This is a genomic window from Streptomyces sp. NRRL WC-3626, from assembly GCF_000718785.1.
Classification (GTDB): domain Bacteria; phylum Actinomycetota; class Actinomycetes; order Streptomycetales; family Streptomycetaceae; genus Streptomyces; species Streptomyces edwardsiae.
Map to the genome: position 1 here is coordinate 109988 of NZ_JOCA01000009.1, position 12931 is coordinate 122918.

At 71.0% G+C, this 12931-nt stretch carries 15 protein-coding genes; 7 read left to right on the forward strand and 8 right to left on the reverse strand.

Translation table 11 applies throughout. From position 1 onward, the window contains the following. Positions 1 to 64: 64 nt before the first annotated feature. Positions 65 to 928: an alpha/beta fold hydrolase gene (locus tag IF28_RS0116260; protein ID WP_030220079.1), complete on the forward strand. Its 864-nt coding sequence runs from the start codon at positions 65 to 67 to the stop codon at positions 926 to 928. Here the strand turns inward: IF28_RS0116260 and IF28_RS0116265 are convergent. Next, complete coding sequence (locus tag IF28_RS0116265) at positions 925 to 1827, reverse strand: NYN domain-containing protein (RefSeq protein ID WP_030220083.1); 903 nt, start codon at positions 1825 to 1827, stop codon at positions 925 to 927. The genes IF28_RS0116260 and IF28_RS0116265 overlap by 4 nt on opposite strands. 217 nt (positions 1828 to 2044) lie before the next feature. Between IF28_RS0116265 and IF28_RS38655 the strand changes: the two genes are divergently transcribed. Then, positions 2045 to 2197 carry a hypothetical protein gene (locus tag IF28_RS38655; RefSeq protein ID WP_106982064.1) on the forward strand — a complete coding sequence of 51 codons (153 nt, stop codon included), beginning with the start codon at positions 2045 to 2047 and terminating at the stop codon, positions 2195 to 2197. Between the two features lie 102 nt (positions 2198 to 2299). Here the strand turns inward: IF28_RS38655 and IF28_RS0116275 are convergent, their stop codons facing one another. From IF28_RS0116275 to IF28_RS0116290, 4 genes are all read right to left on the reverse strand, one after another. Beyond that, complete coding sequence (locus IF28_RS0116275) at positions 2300 to 2905, reverse strand: MarC family protein (RefSeq protein ID WP_030220086.1); 606 nt, start codon at positions 2903 to 2905, stop codon at positions 2300 to 2302. 51 nt (positions 2906 to 2956) lie between these two features. Further along, complete coding sequence (locus tag IF28_RS0116280; protein ID WP_030220088.1) at positions 2957 to 3814, reverse strand: PHP domain-containing protein; 858 nt, start codon at positions 3812 to 3814, stop codon at positions 2957 to 2959. Positions 3815 to 3983: 169 nt separating this feature from the next. Next, positions 3984 to 4625 (reverse strand): DUF6758 family protein, encoded by a 642-nt coding sequence (locus tag IF28_RS0116285; RefSeq protein ID WP_030220090.1) that lies wholly within the window; start codon positions 4623 to 4625, stop codon positions 3984 to 3986. 111 nt (positions 4626 to 4736) lie between these two features. Continuing rightward, entirely contained in the window at positions 4737 to 5321 is a 585-nt protein-coding gene (locus IF28_RS0116290) for a suppressor of fused domain protein (RefSeq protein ID WP_030220092.1), read from the reverse strand. 495 nt (positions 5322 to 5816) lie between these two features. Between IF28_RS0116290 and IF28_RS0116295 the strand changes: the two genes are divergently transcribed. Both IF28_RS0116295 and IF28_RS0116300 read left to right on the forward strand, forming a co-directional pair. Continuing rightward, entirely contained in the window at positions 5817 to 6938 is a 1122-nt protein-coding gene (locus tag IF28_RS0116295; RefSeq protein WP_030220094.1) for a magnesium and cobalt transport protein CorA, read from the forward strand. A gap of 23 nt (positions 6939 to 6961) precedes the next feature. Continuing rightward, positions 6962 to 7492 (forward strand): hypothetical protein, encoded by a 531-nt coding sequence (locus IF28_RS0116300; protein WP_030220097.1) that lies wholly within the window; start codon positions 6962 to 6964, stop codon positions 7490 to 7492. Here the strand turns inward: IF28_RS0116300 and IF28_RS0116305 are convergent. After that, complete coding sequence (locus tag IF28_RS0116305) at positions 7474 to 8238, reverse strand: hypothetical protein (RefSeq protein WP_030220100.1); 765 nt, start codon at positions 8236 to 8238, stop codon at positions 7474 to 7476. The two genes, IF28_RS0116300 and IF28_RS0116305, sit on opposite strands and share 19 nt — an antisense overlap. A 215-nt stretch (positions 8239 to 8453) precedes the next feature. On the opposite strand from IF28_RS0116305, the gene IF28_RS0116310 reads away from it, so the two are divergent. From IF28_RS0116310 to IF28_RS0116320, 3 genes are read left to right on the forward strand one after another with little or no spacing between them, the layout of a single operon-like run. Beyond that, the gene (locus IF28_RS0116310) at positions 8454 to 9743 is read left to right on the forward strand and encodes a magnesium transporter MgtE N-terminal domain-containing protein (protein ID WP_030220103.1); all 1290 of its coding nucleotides are present in this window, start codon (positions 8454 to 8456) and stop codon (positions 9741 to 9743) included. After that, positions 9727 to 10335 carry a DUF1003 domain-containing protein gene (locus tag IF28_RS0116315; protein WP_030220106.1) on the forward strand — a complete coding sequence of 203 codons (609 nt, stop codon included), beginning with the start codon at positions 9727 to 9729 and terminating at the stop codon, positions 10333 to 10335. Before IF28_RS0116310 ends, IF28_RS0116315 begins: the two co-directional genes overlap by 17 nt. Positions 10336 to 10378: 43 nt before the next feature. Further along, positions 10379 to 11512 carry an Mrp/NBP35 family ATP-binding protein gene (locus tag IF28_RS0116320; protein ID WP_030220109.1) on the forward strand — a complete coding sequence of 378 codons (1134 nt, stop codon included), beginning with the start codon at positions 10379 to 10381 and terminating at the stop codon, positions 11510 to 11512. A 74-nt stretch (positions 11513 to 11586) separates the two neighbouring features. On the opposite strand, the gene IF28_RS0116325 is transcribed toward IF28_RS0116320, so the two are convergent. Further along, positions 11587 to 12261 (reverse strand): hypothetical protein, encoded by a 675-nt coding sequence (locus IF28_RS0116325; protein ID WP_030220112.1) that lies wholly within the window; start codon positions 12259 to 12261, stop codon positions 11587 to 11589. Positions 12262 to 12483: 222 nt separating this feature from the next. Beyond that, entirely contained in the window at positions 12484 to 12924 is a 441-nt protein-coding gene (locus tag IF28_RS0116330; RefSeq protein ID WP_030220115.1) for a sec-independent translocase, read from the reverse strand. Between the last annotated feature and the right edge of the window lie 7 nt (positions 12925 to 12931).

Consider the following 12931-nt stretch of genomic DNA (forward strand, 5'->3'; position numbering starts at 1 on the left):
ACGGCCCGGTCCCCACCCGTGGGGGCCGGGCCGTCGGCGTCCGCGCACCCGCTACCCTCACCCCGTGACCCCCTCCTCCTCTTCCACTCGACTCCACACCTCACGCGGGGAGTTCGCCGTCGTGGACGTTCCGGCCGCCGCCTCCGGCGCGGCGAAAGGGGTCGCGCTGCTGCTGCCCGGATACACCGGCAGCAAGGAGGACTTCGCGCTGCTGCACGCGCCGCTCGCCGCACGCGGCTACCGCACCGTCGCCGTGGACGGACGCGGCCAGTACGAGTCGGACGGCCCGGAACACGACGAAGCCGCCTACGCGCAGGGCGAGTTGGCGCTGGACGTGCTCGCACAGACGCATGCGATCGGGGCGCCCGTGCACCTCGTCGGGCACTCCCTCGGCGGCCAGATCGCCCGTGCCGCCGCCCTCCTCGACCACTCCCCCTTCCGCTCGCTCACGCTCGTCTCCTCCGGCCCCGCACGGATCTCCGACTCCCAGGAACAGCGCGTGAAGCTGCTGCGGGACGCGCTCGCGGTGCTGTCGATGGCGGAGTGCTGGGAGGCGGTCCTGGCCATGGGCCCGCCGGAGGAGGTGGGCGGTCCGGCACGTGGGCTCGGCGGACACGAGCATCTGCGCCGCCGCTGGTTGGGCACCAGGCCCGCGCAACTACTGGCCACCGGACGCCAGTTGTGCACGGAGCCCGACCGGGTCGCCGAACTGGCCGCCGTACCCCTGCCGTTCCACGTGCTCTCGGGAGAGCGCGACGACACCTGGCCGGTACCGGACCTCGACGAGATGGCCCGGCGCCTGGAGGCACACCGCACCGTCGTCGAAGGCGCCGAGCACTCCCCCAACGCCGACCGCCCCGGGCCCACCGCCCACGCCCTCGCCGACTTCTGGGACGGCCTCGCGGCAACCCCGAACGACACCCTTTAGTACTGCGCCTGCAAGTGGTCCCAGAATCCGTCCCGCAGGGCGCGCCGCAGGTCGGCCTGGCCGCGCAGGGAGTACTGCAGCAGCCCCTCCGCCTCCACCAGCAGGTCCTGGTCGACGGAGCCGGGCAGATAGGGATGGCCGGGCAGCAGCTCGACCAGCGTGTCCCGGCCCCGCGCCGCCAGCCACTTCGCGGCGATCTGCGCGCCGACGAACCGTACGTCCTCGCGGGTGGGCCGGCCCGACGCGGGTTCGTACGGCGGCGCCGTGCGCCGGGAGACGTACGGCTTGAAGAAGTCCAGGTCGAGGGTGCGCTGGCTGTCGACCTCCCAGAGCAGCGGCTCCGCCTGGTTGCGGCCCTCGGGCGCCTCGATGCCCCAGAGGTGGACCCGGGCGCCGTACCCCTGGGCCGCCTCGACCGCCGAGACCAGGTCCTCGTCGCCGCCGAGCAGGGCCGCGTCGCTGATGGCGCGGTGCCGGGCCAGTGACTCCAGATCGGTGCGGATCAGGGAGTCGACGCCCTTCTGCTGATTGTTGGCGTTGAGGTTGCCGAGGCGGACCTTGACGTCGGGGAGTTCGGCGATGGTCTGCTGCTCGGCGGTGTGGATGCGGCGCCTGGCGCCGTCGTACCAGTAGACCCGCAGCAGCCTGCTGTCCGCGAAGATGGTGCGGGCACGGTCGATGAGCGCGTCGATGAGTCCCTCGGCGTCGAGGTCGACGGCCCGGCGGTCCTCCGTCCCGGCCACGAGGCGCCCCGCGGCGGCGTACAGATAGCCCGCGTCGACGAAGATGGCGTGCGTCGAGGGCGTCTTCGCCACCTCGGCGAGCATGCGCTGGAGCAGCTCGTTCGTGCGGTCGATACGGGCTTGCAGGGCCGTGAGGTCTTCGTTCATCGCCTCCATTCTCCCGTTGGTCACGCTACGAACACAACCGGTCCCGGTCGGTCTCCTTCGAAACCCTTACTGGTCAGTATTTAGTCGATCGAAAAATTTCCTTAGCGTAGGGAATGATTGCCTCCCGCATCCCGTTGATATCGATGGAACACGGGCCCGAGTGGCCGGTGCGCCACCCACCGAGTAGTTCTCCTCAGGAGGATGACCAGACGAAGGGAGAAGCCCCTTGCGCTTCGAAATCATGCGACTCGACGACGTCGACGGCACACCCGTGGACTCGACCGTCGTAGACGCCGCCTCCGTCAACCGCATCGTTCAGCAGGCCGCCGCCATCGGACAGCGCCTGTGGATCCGCCCGGCCGACACACCGGCCTCATAACGCGCAGCACGCGGGACGCCGGCCACACGGGCCGGCGCTCGATCGCGTACGTCCCGGAGCCCCCGTACCGCCATCGGTACGGGGGCTCCGCGCACGTGCGGGTCAGCCGGCCCGGATCACCTGGGTCACGCCGTTGATGATCTGCTGCACGGCGATCGCGGAGAGCATCATGCCGGCCAGGCGCGTCACCAGGACCACGCCGCCGTCCTTGATGACCCGGATGATGAGCAGCGAGTACCGCATCACCAGCCACAGCACCACATGGATGGCGAGGATCGCCGACCACACCGAGAGCTGCCCGCCGACACCGTCGGCCTTCTGCACGGCGAGGATGACCGACACGATGGCGCCCGGCCCTGCGAGCAGCGGCATACCCAGCGGGACCAGCGCGACGTTGACGTCCTTCGTCTGCTGGGGCTCGTCGGTCTTGCCGGTGAGCAGGTCGAGCGCGATCAGCAGGAGCAGCAGCCCGCCCGCGATCATCAGGGCGGGCACCGACACATGCAGATAGGCGAGGATCTGGTGGCCGAGCAGGCCGAACACGGTGATCACACCACCGGCCACACAGACGGCCTGGAAGGCCATCCGCTTCTGCATCTTGGCGGGCCGGCCCGCGGTCAGGGCGAGGAAGATCGGGGTGATCCCAGGGGGATCCATGATGACAAAAAGGGTCAGGAAGAGAGAGCCGAAGACGGCGACGTCGAGCATGACTGCCTTGCTGGAGGTACGGAGGGGAAGGGGCGGCGCGGAGTTGGGGCCTCAGGCCCCGCCGGCCCCCGGGACCGGGAACGCGCCGGTCGCGCGCCGCGTGATCTCGCCGTACACCTCGGGGTCCGTCAGGAACTCGCCGAGGACGCAGGTCTTCCGGCTGCCGTGGTAGTCGCTGGAGCCGGTCGTCAGGAGGCCCAGCTCCTTCGCCAGGCCGCGCAGCCTCGCCCGGGTGTCGGGGTCGTGGTCCATGTGGTCGACCTCGATGCCGTCGAGTCCGGCCACGGCCAGTTCGGCGATCGCGGACTCCGGCACGGTCCTGCCGCGCTTGCTCGCGGCGGGGTGGGCGAAGACGGCGACGCCGCCCGCGTTCCTGACCAGCCGCAGTGCCTCGAAGGGGTCGGTCTCGTGCTTCGGCATGTGCGCCCGGCCGCCGTCGGCCAGCCACTGCGGGGTGAAGGCGTCGTTCACCGTCGGTACGACGCCGAGCTCGACGAGCGCGCTGGCGATGTGCGGGCGGCCCACCGAGCCGTCGCCCGCGATCCGGGCGACCTGCTCCCAGGTGATGGGCACGCCCAGCTCGTTCAGCCTGGCGATCATGCCCTGGGCGCGCGGGACCCGGTCGTCCCGGACCAGCTCGCGCTCGGCGAGGAACGCGGGCTCCGCCGGGTCGAAGAGGTAGGCCAGCATGTGCATGCTGATGCCGTCGAGCCGGCAGGAGAGTTCCGCCCCGGTGACCAGGGTGAGCCCCGCCGGGAGCGCGGAGAGCGCCTCGGCGTGCCCGCGGGTGGTGTCGTGGTCGGTCAGGGCCACGGCGTCGAGACCGGCGGCGGCCGCCTTGCGGACGAGCTCGGCCGGGGTGTCCGTGCCGTCGGACGCGGTGGAGTGGGTGTGCAGATCGATACGCACGACGCATGACTCCAAGCGATGACGGGCGGACGGGGACGCTCCAGGATAACCGGATCCCCGGACGCTCCTTGTCACACCCGAACCCCCTGTGCGCCCCCTACCGCGGCCAGGGCGTGTCCGGCGGATCAAGCCAGACCCCGCGACCCCGGCAAGATCCGAACGACACCCCCTAGGTCTCCAGCAGACGTGGGGACAGCGCTCCGCAGGGCACCAGTTCCACCTCGGCGCCGGCGTCCCGTAGGTCGGTGAGGACCAGTTCGTCGTACATCAGCAGCCCGGACTGCTCGGGCCACACCACCGCCCACAGCCACATCCCGAGCGCCTCGCCGGCGAAGACGGCGCGGTCGTCCGGTGTCTGGGCGACATGCCAGAGCGGGGTCGGCCGGCCCGCCGCCAGCACCTTGGCCTGCGGCGGCTTCTCGACGTTCATGTACGGTCCCGGGTCCGGGGCGTCGAGGCCCGCGTACCGCGCGCCGAGGCCCACGCCGAGTTCCTCGGCGACCAGGATCAGCTCGCCCATGCCGCCGAGCGGTCCGGGCCCGGTGCACGCGACGGCGGTCGCCCGGCCCCCGCTGCGGTCGTCACCCGCGCAGGCCACACCCGTGAACAGCCAGCCCACCGGCAGCGGCCACGGCATCCACACCGGCACCTTCGTGCGGTGCACGACGACTTCGAGGGCTTCGACGCTCGGCGGTATCACGGGCTGCACCGGGTGCACCGTGCCGTGCACGGCGCACTGCCAGGCATCCGAGAAGAGGCCGGGAGCCCTGACCCGGCCACCGCACTTCGGGCAACTGGGTTCGCCCCTCATAGGGCCCCACGGTCCTACCCGTACCGCGCCACGTCAAGGACGATCACCCGCCCGGCGCGCCTGTCCGCCGACGTCACGGGCCCACGGGGCGGCGACATCCGGCCATGGACATCAGTCCAGCGGGACCGGCCGCCGGAACGGATCCCGCAGATCCGTGCCCTGGTCCAGCCAGCGTTCCTGGAGGGCCTGGGCGCCGTGCACCCGCTTCCAGGCGGCCTCGTTCGGGGTCATCGGCAGCAGCGGCAGGAACCGTACGGGATCGAGGGGGCGGTCGAGCTCCAGGTCCTCCACCAGTCCGCCCGGCTCGGCGACCAGCACCGAGGTGAACGGGGCACCGGGCCACAGCGGTTCCCCCACGTCGAGCGAGGCGCCGGGGGCCACGACCACACCCTCGACCTGCGGGGAGGCGGCGAGTACGGCGAGCGGGCGCAGCACCTTGTCGGTGTCGGCCGCGCCGGCCCGGACGGAGAGCAGCAGCTCCACGCGCGGACCCTCGACCGGGTCGGCGATCACCGACGTGGGGTCGGCCATGGGCTGCGCGGACATACCGAGGGTGGCGTAGCGCACGATGTCGCCCTCGTGGAAGCGCAGTACCTCGATGCGGTCGGTGCCGAGGAAGGTGACCGCCGCGCGGGCGTCCGGTTCGCCCAGCGCCGTGAGCAACCGGGCCTCGACCAGAGGAAGAACATCAGCCATGCGGCGAGCATAGAACTCGTCAGCGGCGGGCAAAGCGGAGCCTTGACACGGCAGTCGGCTGATACGCTTGGCCGGTGGTTCGGGCAGCACGCAGAAGCGTCCGGTCGTCCCGAACGCTGTAAGGACCCCTGCTCCAAGGGGTCGATCCCTTGAAGGGATCGTGGATCGTCCCTTACGAGGGACCGACCGGAGGAGGTGGGGCTGGCATGGACCGAAGTCGACCGTGCAGTAGCACCCGCTCTTCCGCCCGCTGAGGCAGCTGCTCCTGTCTGGCTCCCGCCTTTCGTCCGCGCGTCTTCATCGGAAGAGCACTTTGTTTCGTTCCGCCTGATCTGCCCCAGTAGCTGTATCAGCGACGAACCTCGCCACCGCGACGGTGCGGTGCTCCCCGCTTTGTGGACGTGCCAAACATCCGCAGTCCAGGACGTCCTCATTCCGGGTTGTTCCATCCGTCGTACCGGCGCCTTTCGTTGCCTGTCCGCGAAGGAGCCCGCCATGTCGATGATCCGCGACCTGCGCGCCGTGGTCCGTCCCGCCTCCCGCATCTCGCTGCGCAAGGAGAGCGGCCCGTACGACACCACCCGCGACCCCGCGACGACCACCGCCGTCGTCGACTGCGCCGTCTACCGCGACGGCCGCCGCCTCCCGTCCGAGGCCGGCCCGCTCACCCCGCACGAGGCGATGCGGCAGGTGCGCCGCGACGGAGGCTTCGTGTGGATCGGTCTGCACGAGCCGAACGAGGCCGAATTCGCCGGTATCGCCCGGGAGTTCGGGCTGCACCCGCTGGCCGTGGAGGATGCCGTCCAGGCCCATCAGCGGCCCAAGCTGGAGCGCTACGACGACTCGTTGTTCACGGTGTTCAAGACCGTCCACTACATCGACCACGACCGGCTCTCCTCCACCAGCGAGGTCGTCGAGACCGGCGAGGTCATGTGCTTCACCGGCCGGGACTTCTTCATCACCGTCCGGCACGGCGGACAGGGCTCCCTGCGGGCCCTGCGGCACCGCCTCCAGGACGACCCCGAACTGCTGGCCAAAGGCCCCTCGGCCGTGCTGCACGCCATCGCCGACCATGTGGTGGACGGCTACATCGCGGTGGCCGACGCGGTGCAGGACGACATCGACGAGGTCGAGACGGAAGTCTTCTCGCCGGGCCGCAAGGGCACCCCGCGCGGTACGGACGCCGGCCAGATCTACCAACTCAAGCGTGAGGTACTGGACTTCAAGCGGGCCGTGGCGCCGCTGCTGCGGCCGATGCAGCTGCTGAGCGAGCGGCCGATGCGGCTGATCGACCCGGAGATCCAGAAGTACTTCCGGGATGTCGCCGACCATCTGGCGCGAGTGCAGGAGCAGGTCATCGGCTTCGACGAACTGCTGAACTCCATCCTCCAGGCCAACCTCGCGCAGGCGTCCGTGGCACAGAACGAGGACATGCGGAAGATCACCTCGTGGGCCGCCATCATCGCCGTACCGACCATGGTGTGCGGGGTGTACGGGATGAACTTCGACCACATGCCCGAGACCCACTGGAGGTACGGCTATCCGCTGGTCCTCAGCATCACCGTGGGCATGTGCCTGGGCATCCACCGGACACTGAAGCGCAACGGCTGGCTCTGAGGGTCCCTGGATAGGCTGGGCCCATGACACGTGCGCTGCTCGACCGGGCCCTCATCGAGGAGGCCACGAAGAAGTCCGGCCTCGTCTGGGTCAGGGGGCCCGGCGCGGCGGCCCGCGCGCTGTGGCACGTGTGGCACGAGGGCGCCGCGTGCGTGATCGGCGACGGGCCCGGCGAGCAGCCGCTGCCGGGGCTGGCCGACGGCGCGTCCGCCGAGGTCACGGTCCGCAGCAAGGACAAGGGCGGCCGGCTGGTCTCCTGGACCGCGCGGGTCGTCGAGCTGCCGTCCGGCTCCGAGCGGTGGACGGCGGCGGTGGCCGAGCTGAAGGGCAAGCGGCTCAACGCGCCCGACGGCGAGGCGATGACCGGCCGCTGGGCCCGCGAGTGCCGCGTCCTGCGCCTGGAGCCGACCGGGACGACGGCCCCGCTCCCCGACGACTCCCTGGCCGAGGCTCCGCTGCCCACCCCGGCCACGACCCGGCACCCCGTCCCGGCGGGCCTGCCCCGGCTGCTGTTCAGGAAGAGGAAGCGGCGGGGTCAGGACGTCGGGAGCTGACCGCCGTAGTCCAGGGTCTCGTCCTCGGCCGGCTTCTTCACGTCGAAGTCGGTGCCCCAGTCGGAGAAGGTGAGGGTGCCCGCCTTGCCGGCGCGTACCAGCCGGACCGGATACGGCAGGCCCTCGAGCGAGACGTCCAGGGTGCCGCCGGAACCGTCGTCGCCGGTGACGCGGATGGTGCGGACGCCCGACTGCTCGTGGTGGCCGTCCGTGGCCAGCTTGCCGTGCAGGGTCAGCAGACCGTCGAGGAGAACGTTCTTGTCCGTGAAGCCGATGAACTTCTTGTACGAGGGGTCGGCCTGCGGCACCTTCACATACTTCTCGGCGAGCTTGCCGGCCGCCGCCGCGTCCGTCTTGCCGTCGGTCTTGCCGTCGGACTCGTCGTCCGCGTGACCCCAGAACTCGGCTCCGGCCTTCAGATACAGCTCGTCGTCGACGCGCAGCAGACGGAACGTCTCCCCCTTGGCACTGAGCGAGCCGACACCGCCCTGCTCCTTCAGCCGCATGTCCAGCGTGTAGGTACGCTCGCCGGCGACCACGGTGCCGTGCAGCCGTACGGTGCCGGCCGATGTGGCGGCCTTCTGGGCTCTGCCCTGGATCTCGTCGGCGGACAGTCTGCCGACCCCGTTGGTGCCCTCGTTCGGATCCTCGGAGCATCCCGTGAGCGCCGTTCCCGTCACGAGCAGTGCGCACACGGCGCCGGCCAGCGTGGCCCTGCGGGAACGGCCCTGGGAGATCGGAATCACAGGTGGGCTGCCTCTCTGACGGGGGACCTGAACGGCGTACCGCAGAGTACCGGGGCCGGGAGACCCGAGCGGAGCCAGTCCGTCCGGACCGGCCACCGACGCACGGATGATCGGTACGGGCTAGCCTGAAGCCCACCCGAGCGGGCAATCCGAACAACAGACGCAGCAGGCGGTACACGGCAACGAAACACCCCGCGGGGAAAGGAGTGGCGGCCATGGCAGGGGGCGCTCCCCGGTTCTTCGTCTCACATGTCTCCGGCGTCGCCGTCTTCGATCCGGCGGGCGACCAGGTGGGGCGCGTGCGCGATCTGGTCGTCATCCTGCGGCCCGGACGGCGTCCGCCGCGGCTGCTCGGCCTGGTGGTCGAACTCTCCACCCGCCGCCGTATCTTCCTGCCCATGAACCGGGTGACCGCCGTGCAGTCCGGCCAGGTCATCACCACCGGGGTGCTCAATGTGCGGCGGTTCGAGCAGCGGCCCACCGAGCGGCTCGTCTTCGGCGAACTGCTGGACCGGCGGGTGACGCTGGTGGGGAGTGACGAGGAGGTCACCGTCCTCGACCTGTCGGTGCATCAACTGCCCGCCCGCCGCGAGTGGGAGATCGACCGCGTGTTCGTGCGCAAGGGGAAGAAGGGCGGCGCGTTCCGGCGCGGCAAGGGCGAGGCACTGACCGTCGAGTGGTCCGCCGTCACCGGGTTCTCCCTCGAGGAGCAGGGGCAGGGCGCCGAGAACCTGCTCGCCACCTTCGAGCAGCTGCGCCCCGCCGACCTCGCCAACGTCCTGCACCACCTCTCCCCCAAGCGCCGCGCGGAAGTGGCCGCCGCCCTCGACGACGACCGGCTCGCCGACGTCCTGGAGGAGCTGCCCGAGGACGACCAGATCGAGATCCTCGGCAAGCTGAAGGAGGAGCGCGCCGCCGACGTCCTGGAGGCCATGGACCCCGACGACGCGGCCGACCTGCTGGGCGAGCTGCCGGAGGCGGACAAGGAGCGGCTGCTGAGCCTGATGCAGCCCGCCGACGCCGCCGACATGCGGCGCCTGATGGCGTACGAGGAGCACACGGCCGGCGGTCTGATGACGACCGAGCCGATCGTGCTGCGGCCGGACGCGACCGTCGCGGACGCCCTCGCCCGGATCCGCGAGCCCGACCTGTCCCCCGCGCACGCCGCGCAGGTCTACGTCTGCCGTCCGCCGGAGGAGACCCCCACCGGCAAGTACCTGGGCACGGTGCACTTCCAGCGGCTGCTGCGCGATCCCCCGTACACGCTGGTCGGGTCGATCCTGGACGACGACCTCCAGCCCCTGGACCCGGACGCGGCACTGCCCGTGGTCGCCGGGTTCTTCGCCACGTACGACATGGTGGCGGCGCCCGTGGTGGACGAGTCGGGGTCGCTGCTGGGCGCGGTGACGGTGGACGACGTCCTCGACCACATGCTGCCCGACGACTGGCGGGAGACCGAGTTCCACCTCGACGAGGGGGTGGGGACCGGTGGCTCCGGAGCGTGAGGGCGTGCGGGAGCGCGTACCGGCGGGCGCCACGGCGGCCGGGCGGCCGCGTGCGCCCCGTCTGGACCAGCCGCGCCCGCCCAGGCGGCGGATCCTGCCCGAGTGGGACCCGGAGGCCTTCGGACGGCTCTCGGAGAGCGTCGCGCGGTTCCTGGGCACCGGGCGGTTCATCGTCTGGATGACGTTCGTCATCATCCTGTGGGTGGTGTGGAACGTGTCCGCGCCGAAGGAGCTGCGCTTCGACGAGTACCCGTTCATCTTCCTGACGCTGATGCTGTCCCTCCAGGCCTCCTACGCGGCCCCGCTGATCCTGCTCGCGCAGAACAGGCAGGACGACCGGGACCGGGTCAATCTGGAGCAGGACCGCAAGCAGAACGAGCGGTCGATCGCGGACACCGAGTATCTGACCCGGGAGATCGCCGCCCTGCGGATCGGGCTCGGCGAGGTCGCCACCCGGGACTGGATCCGCTCGGAGCTCCAGGACATGGCCAAGGAGATGGAGGGCCGGCAGAACGGGCACAAGGACCATCAGGGTCCTTTCCCGGCGATGCGCGCGGAACACCCGCCGGGACGTGACGCAGACGACCACTGACGTTCTTACCGGCGGGTGTACCCGGCGCCGTACCATCGTCCCTATGGCTACGGAAGACGCGGTGCGCGAGGCACTGGCGACGGTGAACGACCCCGAGATCAACCGGCCGATCACCGAACTCGGCATGGTCAAATCGGTGGAGATCGGGGCGGACGGGGCGGTCGCGGTCACCGTGTACCTGACGGTCTCCGGCTGCCCCATGCGGGACACGATCACGCAGCGCGTGACGGACGCGGTCTCCGGGGTCGACGGCGTCACCCGGGTCGACGTGACGCTGGACGTCATGAGCGACGAGCAGCGCAAGGAGCTGGCGACCGCCCTGCGCGGCGGCCAGACCGAGCGCGAGGTGCCCTTCGCCAAACCGGGCAGCCTCACCCGGGTCTACGCGGTGGCGTCCGGCAAGGGCGGTGTCGGCAAGTCGTCGGTGACGGTGAACCTGGCGGCGGCGATGGCGGCCGACGGTCTGAAGGTCGGTGTCGTGGACGCCGACATCTACGGCCACTCGGTGCCCCGCATGCTGGGCGCCGACGGGCGGCCCACCCAGGTCGAGAACATGATCATGCCGCCGTCGGCGAACGGCGTGAAGGTCATCTCCATCGGCATGTTCACCCCGGGCAACGCGCCGGTGGTGTGGCGCGGCCCGATGCTGCACCGCGCGCTGCAGCAGTTCCTCGCGGACGTGTACTGGGGCGACCTGGACGTGCTGCTGCTCGACCTGCCGCCCGGCACGGGCGACATCGCGATCTCCGTGGCCCAGCTGGTGCCGAACGCGGAGATCCTCGTCGTCACCACGCCCCAGCAGGCGGCGGCCGAGGTCGCCGAGCGGGCCGGTTCCATCGCCGTGCAGACGCACCAGAAGATCGTCGGCGTGGTCGAGAACATGTCGGGGCTGCCCTGCCCGCACTGCGGCGAGATGGTCGACGTGTTCGGCACGGGCGGCGGCCAGTCGGTCGCCGACGGCCTGACCCGTACGACCGGGGCGACCGTCCCCGTGCTCGGCGCCATCCCGATCGACGTCCGGCTGCGCGAGGGCGGCGACGAGGGCAGGCCCGTGGTGCTGACCGACCCGGACTCCCCGGCGGGCTCGGCGCTGCGCTCCATCGCCGGCAAGCTGGGCGGCCGGCAGCGCGGCCTGTCCGGCATGTCGCTGGGGATCACCCCGCGCAACAAGTTCTGAGGTTCTCCACAGCGAAGGGCGCCGTCCACAGCGGACGGCGCCCTTCCGCGTACCCGCTCGGGCCCGGTACGCGCTCAGGCCTGGTACGCGGCGATGTCCTTGACCACGGCGAAGCCGAGGCCGTACGCGCTCATCCCCCTGCCGTACGCCCCCACGTGCACGCCCGCCGCCGTGGAACCGGCGAGCACCCAGCCGAACTCGGACTCCCGGTAGTGGAACGGCGTCGGCACCCCGTCCACGGGCAGGGACAGCGTCGACCAGTCCTCCCCCGCCAGGTCGTCCGCGAGCACCCAGGCCGTCTCGGTCTGCTGGTCCAGCCAGTCGTCGCGCAGGGAGTGGTCCATCTGGCCGGGCCAGGTGAAGGACAGCAGCCCCACCCCGGCGAGCCAGGCGGCGGAGGAGACCGAGGTGGCCTCCAGCAGTCCGGTGCCGTCCGCGCTGCGGCGTACCGGGTTGGCGGCCACGGTCACCACGACCGCGAACTTCTCCTTGGCCTCCTGGTCGCTCCCGGCCGTGTACTCGCTGCGCACCGAGGGCTCGTCACCGTGCCCGACCGATCCGTGTTCGACGGCTCCGGCGGCCGCCTGTCCGACCTGCATCAGCCAGCGCCGGCCCGTGAAGGCCTCGTCCAGGCCGTACCAGGGGAAGGGCGCGCGCAGATAGCCGTCGACGGTCCGCCGGGCGGAGGGTACGGGTTCTCCGTCCTCCGCGGCCGGCGCTTGCGCGACTGCCGAACTCGTCGTCTCCATGGCCGGACGCCTCCTCGCTCTCGTCGGAGCGGGCGGCCCGCCCCCCTTCGGGCGTACTCGTCCGTTCCGCACAACAACTCGGCAGCATAGCCACCTTGACGGCGCGGCCCGGGAAACCGCCCGGCTCTTGGGCCGCACGGACGCCCTGATCAGGCCGTACGGAGCCCGGGTGGAGTATGAAACGCGTCACGTACGCCGAGGCGTGCGCCCCGGGTCCTCCGCTCAGGTGGCGTCCGCGTCGAACGGCGGACGGGTGTCGGCCGCCGGAGGCTCGGGCTTCTTGGTCATGTCCACGCGGCCACCGGACGTCGCCGGGGCCGCGGCCGGGGCGGCGTCGGTGTCGTGGCCGTTGACGGCGTCCGTGACCTCGGCCATCTCCTTCTTCAGGTCGAAGCCGTTACGGATCTCCTTGAGCCCCAGGTCCTCGTTGTCCAGCTGCTTGCGGATGAACGTCTTGGGGTTGAGGTCCTCGAACTCGAAGTCCTTGAACTCCGGCCCGAGCTCCTGGCGGATGTCCTGCTTGGCACCCTCCGAGAACTCCTTGATCCTCCGGATCGTGCGGGTCACGTCCTGGATGACCTTGGGGAGCTTGTCCGGACCGAAGACGAGCACGGCGAGGACGATGAGCGTCACCAGCTCGAACGAACCTATGTCATTGAACACCTGAAGC

Excerpts from the sequence above, each read along its gene's own strand:
- IF28_RS0116265 (WP_030220083.1), bottom strand. The coding sequence starts at position 1,827 with ATGGAGGCGATGAACGAAGACCTCACGGCCCTGCAAGCCCGTATCGAC.
- IF28_RS0116275 (WP_030220086.1), bottom strand. The coding sequence starts at position 2,905 with ATGCTCGACGTCGCCGTCTTCGGCTCTCTCTTCCTGACCCTTTTTGTC.
- IF28_RS0116285 (WP_030220090.1), bottom strand. The coding sequence starts at position 4,625 with ATGAGGGGCGAACCCAGTTGCCCGAAGTGCGGTGGCCGGGTCAGGGCT.
- IF28_RS0116290 (WP_030220092.1), bottom strand. The coding sequence starts at position 5,321 with ATGGCTGATGTTCTTCCTCTGGTCGAGGCCCGGTTGCTCACGGCGCTG.
- IF28_RS0116295 (WP_030220094.1), top strand. The coding sequence starts at position 5,817 with ATGTCGATGATCCGCGACCTGCGCGCCGTGGTCCGTCCCGCCTCCCGC.
- IF28_RS0116300 (WP_030220097.1), top strand. The coding sequence starts at position 6,962 with ATGACACGTGCGCTGCTCGACCGGGCCCTCATCGAGGAGGCCACGAAG.
- IF28_RS0116310 (WP_030220103.1), top strand. The coding sequence starts at position 8,454 with ATGGCAGGGGGCGCTCCCCGGTTCTTCGTCTCACATGTCTCCGGCGTC.
- IF28_RS0116320 (WP_030220109.1), top strand. The coding sequence starts at position 10,379 with ATGGCTACGGAAGACGCGGTGCGCGAGGCACTGGCGACGGTGAACGAC.
- IF28_RS0116325 (WP_030220112.1), bottom strand. The coding sequence starts at position 12,261 with ATGGAGACGACGAGTTCGGCAGTCGCGCAAGCGCCGGCCGCGGAGGAC.